The following is a 10574-nucleotide window of genomic DNA, read 5'->3' as shown; positions in this document are numbered from 1 at the left end:
GCCGGGAGGGGGTCAGGCGGAGGGGTCGCGGAGAGGCTTGCCCTCGCGCATGTCGGCCAGGATCTCGCGCATCTCACCGTCGCCCAGCGAGTGCTTGTCGTGCTGCTCCTCGACCAGCTCGTAGAGCTTCGTCTGCACCTGCCCCACCTGCGGAACGTCGACGAGGACGGACTGGCCGCGCTCACCGGCCGACTCGATGGTCAGCGTGCCCGCGCCGAGCAACCGCTCGATGAACTTCTGACTCATCGAGTGGTCGTTGACCCGGGTGAGCGGGATGTCCCGCCGGTCGCGGGAGAAGACGCCGTGCTGGAGCAGCACCCGCTCGTTGGTGAAGAGGTAGTGGGTGGTGCGCCAGACCAGGAACGGCCAGAGCGTGAACCAGACCACCGCCACCAGGGCGAGCGCGCCGATCACGGCCAGTCCGATCGATCCGCCGGTACCGGCGGGGAGCAGTACCGCACCGGCCACCACCGCGGCGACGGCCAGCACCAGCACCACCACCGGCCGGATCAGCGCCTTCCAGTGCGGGTGCAGGTGCAACACGACATGCTCGTCCTCGGTGAGCACGTCTTCAGGGAACGCCACGCGAACCTCCTCGCAGAAACGGACGCGGTGACCGTAACCGGCCACCGCACATCCGACCATCAGCCGCGCGGTCGGCCGTCACTGACCCCCCACGATCCTGCCGATCGGCACGTGACCCGCGCCGACCGGACGAACGGACCCGCGCCGAGGGCTACCGCCCCCGGTCAGCGCAGGTGCAGAAGGTCGCCGGCGGCCACGGAACGGGGACCGTCCGGGGTCTCCACCACCAGCTGGCCGTCCAGGTCCACCCCGGTCGCGGTGCCGGTCAGCTCGGCCCCGTCGGGGAGCAGCACCCGTACCGGCCGGTCGATCGTGGCGCAGGCGGCCAGGTACGCCTCCCGCAGGCCGCTGGTGGCCGCATCGCCGCCGGCCGTACGCCAGCGGTCGTACCAGTCGGCCAGGGACCGCAGCAGCGCCCGCAGCAGCGGGTCACGGTCGGTGGTCGCGGCGCCGGCCAGTTGCAGCGAGGTGGCCGGCAGCCCGGTGGGGTTCTCGGGCAGCTCGTCGGTGCGGAGCGTGACGTTGAGCCCGATGCCGACGACGACGGCCGGAGGCTTTTCCGCGCCCGCGCCCGGCACCGCCTCGGCGAGCAGGCCGGCGCACTTGGCCTCGCCGATCAGCAGGTCGTTGGGCCACTTCAGGGTGGCCTCCAGCTCGCCCAGGCGGGCCACCGCCTCCACGAGCGCGACCCCGGCCAGCAGCGGCAGCCAGCCGTACGCGCTCGTCGGCGCCGCCGGCCAACCGCGCTCCGTGACCGCCTCCCCGGGCCGGAGCAGCACGCTCGCCGCGATGCCGGCCCGCGGCGGCGACTGCCACACCCGGCCCCGTCGGCCACGGCCGGCGTTCTGCCGCTCGGCGACCACCACCAGACCCTCGGGCTCGCCCGCCCGCGCCGCCTCCGCCACGTCGGCGTTGGTGGAGCCGGTCTCGGCCTTCACCTCCAGGCGGGCCCACGGGCCGTACGGGGCGACCAACGCCCGGCGCAGCCGGGCCGCCGACAGCGGCGGTCGGTCCAGATCGGTGTACGGAGAGCCCGGCATCCCGCCAGCCTACGGGCGGGGGTGAGCAAGCGTACTGAGGTGTACTGCACAGCGGCCCGGTCCTGAACCATCGTTATATTCCCTGGGTGACTACCGACACCGGGATCAACAATCACACCACCGCCGGCAAGCTGGCCGACCTGGAGCGTCGGGTCGACGAGGCGGTGCACGCCGGGTCGGCGCGGGCGGTCGAGAAGCAGCACGCCCGGGGCAAGAAGACCGCCCGGGAGCGGATCGAGCTGCTGCTCGACGAGGGCTCCTTCGTCGAACTGGACGAGCTGGCCCGGCACCGTTCCACCAACTTCGGGTTGGAGAGGACCCGCCCGTACGGCGACGGTGTCGTGACCGGCTACGGCACGGTGGACGGCCGGCAGGTCTGCGTCTTCGCCCAGGACTTCACCGTCTTCGGCGGCTCCCTCGGGGAGGTCTTCGGCGAGAAGATCGTCAAGGTGATGGACCTCGCCATGAAGATCGGCTGCCCGGTCATCGGCATCAACGACTCCGGCGGCGCCCGGATCCAGGAGGGCGTGGTCAGCCTCGGCCTCTACGGGGAGATCTTCTTCCGCAACGTCCGCGCCTCCGGCGTCATCCCGCAGATCTCGCTGGTGATGGGGCCGTGCGCGGGTGGTGCCGTCTACTCCCCCGCGGTCACCGACTTCACCGTCATGGTCGACCAGACCTCGCACATGTTCATCACCGGCCCCGACGTCATCAAGACCGTCACCGGTGAGGACGTGGGCATGGAGGAGCTGGGCGGCGCGCACACCCACAACACCCGCAGCGGCAACGCGCACTACCTCGCCACGGACGAGGAGGACGCGATCGAGTACGTCAAGGCCCTCCTGTCGTACCTGCCGTCGAACAACCTCGACGAGCCGGTGGTCCACGACGCCCCGGCCGAGCTGTCGGTGACCGACGAGGACCGGGAGCTGGACACGCTGATCCCCGACTCGGCCAACCAGCCCTACGACATGCACCGGGTCATCGAGCACGTGCTCGACGACGGGGAGTTCCTCGAGGTGCAGCCGCTCTACGCGCAGAACATCGTCGTCGGCTACGGCCGGGTCGAGGGGCGTCCGGTCGGTGTCGTCGCGAACCAGCCGATGCACTTCGCCGGGACGCTGGACATCGCCGCGTCGGAGAAGGCCGCCCGCTTCGTCCGCACCTGCGACGCGTTCAACATCCCCGTGCTGACCTTCGTGGACGTTCCCGGCTTCCTCCCCGGCACCGGGCAGGAGTGGGACGGCATCATCCGCCGGGGCGCGAAGCTGATCTACGCGTACGCCGAGGCCACCGTGCCGAAGGTCACCGTGATCACGCGCAAGGCGTACGGCGGCGCGTACGACGTGATGGGGTCGAAGCACCTGGGCGCGGACCTGAACTTCGCCTGGCCGACCGCGCAGATCGCGGTGATGGGCGCCCAGGGAGCGGTGAACATCCTCTACCGCTCGGAGTTGGCGGGGGCCGAGGACCCGGCCGCGGTGCGCGCCGAGAAGGTCGCCGAGTACGAGGACACCCTGGCCAACCCGTACGTCGCGGCCGAGCGGGGCTACGTCGACTCCGTCATCGCCCCGCACGAGACGCGCGGTCAGATCGTCCGCGCGCTGCGGGTGCTGCGTACGAAGCGCGAGACCCTGCCGCCGAAGAAGCACGGCAACATCCCACTCTGAGCCGACGCGCGCCCGCGCCAAGATCCGGCGCAACTTCAGGGAAAGTGTCGCCTCCGGGCTGCGGGAGGCCGCAGTTTCCCTGAAGTTGCGCGGATCAACGGCGGCGGCTCAGCAGCCCGGGTTCGCCGCCTGGCACAACCGGGCGGCAGCGACGGTGGAGAGCTGGATCAGCTCGGACTCTGTGCCGTGCCGTCCGAGGCCGAGCACCGCGACGAGGTCACCGACCCGGATGATCGCCCGGTACGTCGGCTGGGGAACGTCGCCGAACGTCTCGCCGGTCTTCACGTCGCGAGGCGGGGACACGACGTGCCGCACCATGGCGGCACCGTCCCCGGCGAAGTCCCGCCGGACGACACGCCACTGGTGTACCGCCTCCGCGGTACCGGTCCGCCCCTTCCACTCGTACGGCCCGACGCTGGGCCACCGGGCGCACGGGGCGATGATCTGATCGAGGTCGGTGAGGAACGCCTCGGCTCCGCCCGGCGCGAGGCGGTAGACGTCCTGCATCGCCTGCACGTCGCCGGGCGCGCGGTCGGCGCCGTCGGGCGGCTCGGCCAGCAGGGTCTGGGACCGCGACCAACGCGACGGCCAGGTCTGCGACAGACCCTTACTGCTCCGGCAGGCACCGAGCATCTCGTCGATCCGGATCGGCTCCGCCAGCCCCGACTCGGTGAGCTGGGTCTGCGCCGGCCCGAGCCCGAGGTCGGCCGGGCGGAGCAGCGCCTCCGTCGTGATCTCCGCACGGACGGGCACGCCCGGCTCGACCGAGGCGGCCGGGGGTGCCGAGGACTGACCCGGTGCGACCGCCGCGACGGCGGAGGCCCCGGCGAGCGCCAGCACGGCGGTCACCGCCGCGACGGTCCGCCGGCTGCGCCGCCGGGCGCGGGCGCGGATCTCCTCCGGGCCGGGCCAGCGTACGTCCCGCAGGTCCCGCTCCACCTTCTCGACGAACGTCAGGTCGTCACGCATCGGCGGCCTCCTCCAGATCAGAGACGGCGAGCAGCCCGGCGAGCGCCGCCCGCCCCCGCGACAGCCTTGCCTTGACAGTTCCCTCCGGGGCCTGCGTCTGCCGGGCCACCTCGGCGACCGGCATGCCGAGCAGGTAGTACAGCGCGATGGCGGTGCGCTGCTCCTCGGGGAGCCGGCGCAGCGCGGCGACCACCTCCACGGTGTCGGTGCCCGGGGCCGGGACGCTCTCCGGCGCACCGTGGCGCAGGTACGCGCGGGCTCGGCTGCGCAGGCTGCGCCAGCGGCTCACCGCGATCCGGCTGGCCACGACCCGGGTCCACGCCTCCGGGTCGTCGTAGCCGCTCACCGTCGACCAGCGCTGCCAGGCCCGGATGTACGCCTCCTGCACCGCGTCCTGCGCCTCGGCGAGGTTGCCGGTGAGTACGTACACGAAGCCGAGCAACCGTTGCCGGCTGCCCCGGTAGAACTCGTCGAACCCTTCGACGTCCGGCACCTGGCCACCTCCCCCGTGCGGTCGCAGTGGACACGCGCCGCACGGTGCGCGCGGTTGCCCCGGTCAGCCGAGCAATTTCGCCAGCTCGTCGGCGGGGAAGTGGCCGGCCGGGATCCGCTCCCGCACGGCTCGGCGTACCGCCTGCTGTACGGCGGCGTTGGCCGGCGTCGGTACGCCGTGCAGCCTGCCCAGCAGCACGACCTCGCCGTTGAGGTGGTCGGTCTCGACCGAGCCGGCACCCCGGGCCAGGCTCTGCCAGGTGGACCCGCCGGACCGTTGCTCGCCGCCGACCGGCCGGTGCTGCACGAGGTCGCCGCGCTCGGCCGCCTCCTCCGCCCGGCTGGTGTGCGCGATGCCGGCCGCGGCGAGCACCGCCTCGCCCTCGTCCCGGACCCGCCCGGCCAACTCCTCGGGGATGTCCCGGCCGAGGAGCGCCTGGAGCCCGTTGCCGAGGTTGCCCAGGAGCTTGCCGTACTTCCAGCGCATCACGTCCGGCCGCACCGGCGCGACGAAGCCGGCGGCGGTCAGCTCGGCGGCGACCGCACGGTCGGTGTCGTCCGAACCGGACGGATAGCGACCGAGGTGCAGCACTCCCGGATGCGGGTGGCCGTTGGCCACCACGATCCCGGGTTCGAGGTGGGTGGCGGGGAGCCAGACGCACACCCCGTGCACCCGGGCGAAGAGCCGCAGGGCGGCGGGCTCGTTGACCACGCCGTTCTGCGCGGTGAGGAGAGGCAGCCGCTCTCCTGCGGTGCCGCCGCCGGCCACCGGAGCGTCGACCCAGGCGGCCAGGGCGCCGGCGGTGTCCTGCGACTTGACGGTGAGCACGAGCACGGTGTCGGCGGGCAGCGGCCGCCCGTCCGGGCCGTCGAGCGCGGGCAGCCGTACGGTCCGCTCCTGCTCCGGTTGGCGGAGGGTCAGGCCGCGTTCCCGCAGCGCGGCCAGGTGCGCGCCGCGCGCCACCAGTGTGACGTCGTGACCGGCCGCCGCCAGCCGCCCGCCGATGGTCCCGCCGACGGCGCCGGCCCCGATGATCACGTACCGCATGGGCTCATTCTGCCCCGCCCCGACCGGTGCCGACTCGGTGAGTCGGGCGGCCGGGCCGATCGTGGTCAGAGGGTGGGTAGTGGGGTGCCGTCCAGGAGGGGGTCGGCCAGGAGGGTGGCGCCGACGGCGAGCACGGCCAGGTTGACCAGGGCGAAGACGGTGACCCAGAAGAACGCCGGGAACGGGGTGAGCCCGGCGAGCTGGTCGGCGTCGGAGGCGGGCATGCGGCCCCGGGAGCGCAGCCGTTGCAGCTCGACCACCGGTCGTACGCCGCCGAGCAGCAGGAACCACACCCCGGTGTACGCGAACGCGGCCTGGACCTGCGGCGAGGCGTACCAGGAGACGGCGAGCACCACGCCGCCGGTGACGAGGAGTGAGATCACGCCGTAGGCGTTGCGAATCATCACGAGCATCGCGAGCAGCAGCACGACGGCAACCCAGAGCAGCAGCGTGATCCGGTTGCCGCCGAGCAGCCAGGCACCGCCGAGCCCGACCAGCGGCGGTGCGACGTACCCGGCGAGCAGCGTGAGGATCATGCCCGGCCCGGTGGGGCGGCCGGCGGAGAGGGTCAGCCCCGAGGTGTCCGAGTGCAGCCGGATGCCGCGCAGCTTGCGGCCGCTGAGCAGGGCGAGGAGCGCGTGGCCCCCCTCGTGGGCGATGGTGATCGCGTTGCGGGCGATCCGCCACGGTAGCCGGGTGGAGACCACCACCAGCGCGGCGAGCCCGGTCAGTACGACCAACAGCGGCGGCGGGTCGGGCTGCGCGCCGAACAGCCGGTCCCAGAGGTCGGTCAGCCCGTCGAACGACACCATGGGGCGCGAGCCTACCGGTCCGTCCCGCCGGAGATCACCTCCGTGACGCACCGTGCCCTCCTGGCGACGTCACGTGCGGATCCGCCGGCGCCATCCCACCGCTACTGAAAGTTTCTTTTGCCCCCCTTGTGATCTTGGGTGATTACCTCCAAAGATTTCCATCAATGGATATACCCCCGCTCCCCCTGGAGGTACCCGTGTCCCGTACCAGATCACCGCTGCGCCGTCTCCTCGCAACCGGCCTCACCGTCGTCGCCACCGCCGCCGCCACCCTCGTCGCCACCACCGGCCCGGCGGCCGCCGCCACCGTTCCCGGCATCGACGTCTCCCACTACCAGGGCGTCATCAACTGGACCAGCGTCCGCAACGCGGGCATCCAGTTCGCCTTCATCAAGGCCACCGAGGGCACGAGCTACAAGGACCCGCGGTTCAACACCAACTACGTGGCCGCCTACAACGCGGGCGTCATCCGCGGGGCGTACCACTTCGCCCGCCCCAACATCTCCTCCGGCGCGGTCCAGGCGAACTACCTGGCCTCCAACGGAGGCGCGTGGTCGGCCGACAGCCGCACGCTCCCCGCAGCACTGGACCTGGAGGCCAACCCCTACAGCGGGGGCTACTGCTACGGCCTCAGCACGACCGGGATGCGCAACTGGGTGCAGGACTTCCTCAACACCTACCGCTCGCGCACCGGCCGCTACGCCGTCATCTACACCACCACCAGCTGGTGGAACCAGTGCACCGGAAGCTGGAGCGGACCGTGGGGCAACCATCCGCTCTGGATCGCCCGCTGGGCCAGCGCGCCCGGCACCCTGCCGGCCGGCGCCCCGGTCTGGAGTTTCTGGCAGTACACCAGCACCGGCAGCGTCTCCGGGATCAGCGGCAACGTCGACCGCAACTACTGGAACGGCGACCGCTCGCGCCTGATCGCGCTCGCGAACAACACCCCGTGACGGGCAGGTGGCGGCAGCGGGGTCGGCTGTCACCGTACGGTCGACAACCGGTCCGGCTGCCGCCACGACCACCTGCGCGTATCAGATTCGTCGCCGGTGACGGACCGGCACCCCGACCCGGGCGGGCAGCGCGTCCTCCTGGACCTGAACGCCGCGTCGGGCCACCAGCCAGGCACCCACCCCGGCGACGGTGACGGCCACGACGCTTACCAGCGCGACGAGCGCGGGGATCCCGAGACCGACCAGGAGCAGGACCGCGTCGCCGAACGCGACCAACATCCACAGCGCCACCCGCGGCCGGGCGTCCCTCCGTCGGTAACCCATGTCGTACCTCCTTCCGTCGTCAAGGTCCAATTACCCCGGACGGCGGAAGGTCATGCGAGAAAGACTCGCAGCGGTACGAAATCCCGTGGTCAGTCCTGCCGGTCCGGCACGAACTCGCGGAAGATCATTTCGAAGTTGGGCAGGCTGGCGGTCCAGTCCTTCTGCGCGACCTCCCAGCGGAGCGCGAACCCCCGGTTGTGGGCGGTCACGAAGCCCCGGTTCCGCACGTGGATGCGGGTACCGTCGCGGGTCTCCAGCCAATCCCAGTCCGCGCAGGTCTTCCACCGGCAGTCGATGGAGTGGATACCGAGGTTCTCGTAGTTGTTGACCAACGACGCACGGTCCGGCTCGATGTCCCGCCAGGCCTTCGCCGCGTCCGATCCCGGGTTGCTGGTCCGGTCGATGGTCAGCTCCCCGACGCCGTTCGGGTCCGCGTACCGCACCCAGGTGCCGCCGGCACTGCGGATCCACCCCTTCGGGATCGGCAGTGAGAAGCCGACCGGGTCCTTGCGCAACGACCACCCGGCCGGGATGCCGCCGCTCGGGGAGGCGCTGGCGCTCGGCGTCACGCTCGGCGCGGCGCTGGTGGGCGGCGGTGAGGCGGGCGCGGAGGTCGGCGGCGCGGAGGCGGAAGCCGAGCCGACGCTCCCGCCAGCCGTCGGGCGGTCGCCGTCCTCCGGGTCGTCGCCGCTGGTCAACAGCGGCACCACCACCGCGAGACCGACCAGGAGCACGGCCACCAGCACACCGACGAGCAGGTTGCGTCGCTTCCGATCGGTCGGCGTGCCGTCGGTCGCCGGGATCGGCGCGCGCCCGGTCGGCCCGGCCGGCGGACTCGCCGGCAGCACCGACGTCGGGTTCGCCGGTCGGTGTGGCGCGGACGCGCCGCGCTCGGTCCGCCGACCGTCGGCCGGCCTCGCCACCTCGACCGATTCCCCGGAGCCGCCGGCCTTCGTACTGGGCCGACTGTCGGCGGAGGCGGCCGGGGGCTCCACCTTGGCGGTGCGGTCGGCATCGACCGTCGACCGGTCGACAGTCGTCGTGGGCTCCGCGTCCGTCGTCGACCGGTCGGCCTCCGCCGTCGTCGGCGCGTCGTCCGCGGTCGACCGGTCGACAGTCGTCGTCGGCTCGGCATCCCGGGCCGGAAGGTCGATCTTCGCGGTCGGGTCGGCGCTCGCCGGCCGGTCGACAATCGTCGTCGGCTCCGCGTCCACCGTGGACCGGTCGACCTTCGCTGTCGGCGCGGCGTCCACGCCGGCGGGGACCTTCGCGGTGGCGTCCGCCGCCGGCCCCGCCAGGGCCGCCGCCGACGGCGCCCGGGGCGCCGGAGGGGCGACCGGCGGTTCGGCCGGCTCGGCCGGGCGCGGAGCCGGCACCACGGTCGGGCGCGGCAGACGCGGCCCGTTCGGCCCCGGCCTGCGTACCCCATCGAGCAGCGAGATCCCCCGCGAGCGTCGACCGTTGGCGCGACGCAGCATGCGTTCCGCCGTCTCGGCGTCGATCCGCTCCCGCGGGTCCTTGCGCAGCAGCCCCTGCAGCACCGGCTTGAGCGGGCCGGCGTTCTTCGGCGGCGGCAACGGCTCGGTGGCCAGCGCCGCGAGCGTCGCGATCGCCGACGGCCGCGCGTACGGTGACTTCCCCTCGACCGCCGCGTAGAGGGTGGCGCCCAGCGACCAGAGGTCGGCCTCCGGCCCCGCGGTACCGTCGTGGGCCCGCTCCGGCGCGATGTACGCGGGCGAGCCGAGCACCATGCCGGTCCGGGTGACGTTCGGGTCACCCGGGATGGTGGCCAGACCGAAATCGGTCAGTACCACCCGGCCGTCGTTGCCGAGGAGCACGTTGCCCGGCTTGACGTCACGGTGCATCACCCCGGCCTTGTGCGCGGCCTTCAGCGCGCCGAGCACACCGAGACCGATCTCGATCGCGCGGGCCGACGGCACCGGGCCGGACTCGGCGAGCGTGTCCTGCAACGACTTCGACGCGACGTACTCCATGACGATCCACGGGTCACCGTCGGTACGCAGCACGTCGAAGATGCGGACGACGTTGATGTGGTTGAGCCGGGCGATGGCCCGCGCCTCCCGCAGCGAGCGTTCCCGCATCTCACGGCGCTCGTCGTCGGTCAGACTGGGCGGCGGGACCAACTCCTTGATGGCCACGTCGCGGTGCAGCACCTCGTCACGCGCCTTCCACACCCGACCCATGCCACCCTGACCGAGCGGCGAAATAAGCCGGTACCGGTCAGCGACGAGTTGGGGAAGCGCGTTCGACATCGCAGAGACGGTACCCGGCGACGCCGACAGCCACACCGGCGGCACGCCACGTTGCGGTGAAGCTCGGGTTGCCCGGCGCGTACTCTGGCCTCATGTCTGCCGAAGAGCCGCTGCTCCGGGTCGTCCGCGGGGTCCCGACCGCCGAGGAACTGGCCGCGCTGGTCGGCGCGGTCGTCGCCCGCTCGCGTCCGGCCGCCGCGCCCGCTCCCGCCGCCGCATCCGCCTGGGCGCGCAGCGGACGGGCCGTCGCCGCAGGCGTTACCGCAGGCCCCGGCGCCTGGCGCGCCTCCGGCCTCCCCCGCTGATCCCGGCACACTCTCTCCCAGCCGGTCGCCCTCCCCTGCCGGCTTCTTCCCGCTCGTTCGCGCTCCCCACTGCAGACCGCCCCTCCCGGTCGCTCCCCCTGCC

General features: G+C 72.8%; 11 protein-coding genes. 3 read left to right on the top strand and 8 right to left on the bottom strand.

Annotated elements, in window-relative coordinates:
- Positions 1 to 12: 12 nt before the first annotated feature.
- Positions 13 to 585 (bottom strand): PH domain-containing protein, encoded by a 573-nt coding sequence (locus E1211_RS26465; protein ID WP_132352002.1) that lies wholly within the window; start codon positions 583 to 585, stop codon positions 13 to 15.
- A gap of 164 nt (positions 586 to 749) precedes the next feature.
- A complete protein-coding gene (locus E1211_RS26460; RefSeq protein WP_132352000.1) occupies positions 750 to 1625 on the bottom strand; it encodes a biotin--[acetyl-CoA-carboxylase] ligase in 876 nt (291 codons plus the stop codon).
- 86 nt (positions 1626 to 1711) lie between these two features.
- Here E1211_RS26460 and E1211_RS26455 point away from each other — a divergent pair, with 86 nt between their 5' ends.
- Positions 1712 to 3295, top strand: a complete 1584-nt coding sequence (locus E1211_RS26455; protein WP_132351998.1) for an acyl-CoA carboxylase subunit beta — start codon at positions 1712 to 1714, stop codon at positions 3293 to 3295.
- A gap of 108 nt (positions 3296 to 3403) precedes the next feature.
- Here E1211_RS26455 and E1211_RS26450 read toward each other — a convergent pair whose 3' ends face one another.
- From E1211_RS26450 to E1211_RS26435, 4 genes are all read right to left on the bottom strand, one after another.
- A complete protein-coding gene (locus E1211_RS26450) occupies positions 3404 to 4264 on the bottom strand; it encodes a hypothetical protein (RefSeq protein ID WP_132351996.1) in 861 nt (286 codons plus the stop codon).
- Positions 4257 to 4757, bottom strand: coding sequence for an RNA polymerase sigma factor (locus tag E1211_RS26445; RefSeq protein ID WP_132351994.1), 501 nt, complete (start codon positions 4755 to 4757; stop codon positions 4257 to 4259). Before E1211_RS26445 ends, E1211_RS26450 begins: the two co-directional genes overlap by 8 nt.
- A gap of 63 nt (positions 4758 to 4820) precedes the next feature.
- Positions 4821 to 5804 (bottom strand): ketopantoate reductase family protein, encoded by a 984-nt coding sequence (locus E1211_RS26440; RefSeq protein ID WP_132351992.1) that lies wholly within the window; start codon positions 5802 to 5804, stop codon positions 4821 to 4823.
- Between the two features lie 65 nt (positions 5805 to 5869).
- Positions 5870 to 6616: a M50 family metallopeptidase gene (locus E1211_RS26435; protein WP_132351990.1), complete on the bottom strand. Its 747-nt coding sequence runs from the start codon at positions 6614 to 6616 to the stop codon at positions 5870 to 5872.
- Positions 6617 to 6813: 197 nt separating this feature from the next.
- On the opposite strand from E1211_RS26435, the gene E1211_RS26430 reads away from it, so the two are divergent.
- Positions 6814 to 7569, top strand: a complete 756-nt coding sequence (locus tag E1211_RS26430; protein WP_132351988.1) for a lysozyme — start codon at positions 6814 to 6816, stop codon at positions 7567 to 7569.
- Between the two features lie 81 nt (positions 7570 to 7650).
- Here the strand turns inward: E1211_RS26430 and E1211_RS26425 are convergent, their stop codons facing one another.
- Both E1211_RS26425 and E1211_RS26420 read right to left on the bottom strand, forming a co-directional pair.
- Positions 7651 to 7893, bottom strand: coding sequence for a hypothetical protein (locus E1211_RS26425; protein WP_132351985.1), 243 nt, complete (start codon positions 7891 to 7893; stop codon positions 7651 to 7653).
- Positions 7894 to 7982: 89 nt separating this feature from the next.
- Positions 7983 to 10166, bottom strand: coding sequence for a serine/threonine-protein kinase (locus E1211_RS26420; protein WP_132351983.1), 2184 nt, complete (start codon positions 10164 to 10166; stop codon positions 7983 to 7985).
- Between the two features lie 92 nt (positions 10167 to 10258).
- Between E1211_RS26420 and E1211_RS26415 the strand changes: the two genes are divergently transcribed.
- The gene (locus E1211_RS26415; RefSeq protein ID WP_132351981.1) at positions 10259 to 10471 is read left to right on the top strand and encodes an acyl-CoA carboxylase epsilon subunit; all 213 of its coding nucleotides are present in this window, start codon (positions 10259 to 10261) and stop codon (positions 10469 to 10471) included.
- The last annotated feature ends 103 nt before the right edge of the window (positions 10472 to 10574 follow it).

The organism is Micromonospora sp. 15K316, from assembly GCF_004348525.1.
GTDB lineage: Bacteria > Actinomycetota > Actinomycetes > Mycobacteriales > Micromonosporaceae > Micromonospora.
This window is presented reverse-complemented; position numbering and strand designations above follow the sequence as displayed.

Bases quoted from the DNA above. Each gene is read 5' to 3' on its own strand.
- E1211_RS26450 (WP_132351996.1), bottom strand. From the start codon at position 4,264: ATGCGTGACGACCTGACGTTCGTCGAGAAGGTGGAGCGGGACCTGCGG.
- E1211_RS26460 (WP_132352000.1), bottom strand. From the start codon at position 1,625: ATGCCGGGCTCTCCGTACACCGATCTGGACCGACCGCCGCTGTCGGCG.
- E1211_RS26415 (WP_132351981.1), top strand. From the start codon at position 10,259: ATGTCTGCCGAAGAGCCGCTGCTCCGGGTCGTCCGCGGGGTCCCGACC.
- E1211_RS26420 (WP_132351983.1), bottom strand. From the start codon at position 10,166: ATGTCGAACGCGCTTCCCCAACTCGTCGCTGACCGGTACCGGCTTATT.
- E1211_RS26425 (WP_132351985.1), bottom strand. From the start codon at position 7,893: ATGGGTTACCGACGGAGGGACGCCCGGCCGCGGGTGGCGCTGTGGATG.
- E1211_RS26440 (WP_132351992.1), bottom strand. From the start codon at position 5,804: ATGCGGTACGTGATCATCGGGGCCGGCGCCGTCGGCGGGACCATCGGC.
- E1211_RS26435 (WP_132351990.1), bottom strand. From the start codon at position 6,616: ATGGTGTCGTTCGACGGGCTGACCGACCTCTGGGACCGGCTGTTCGGC.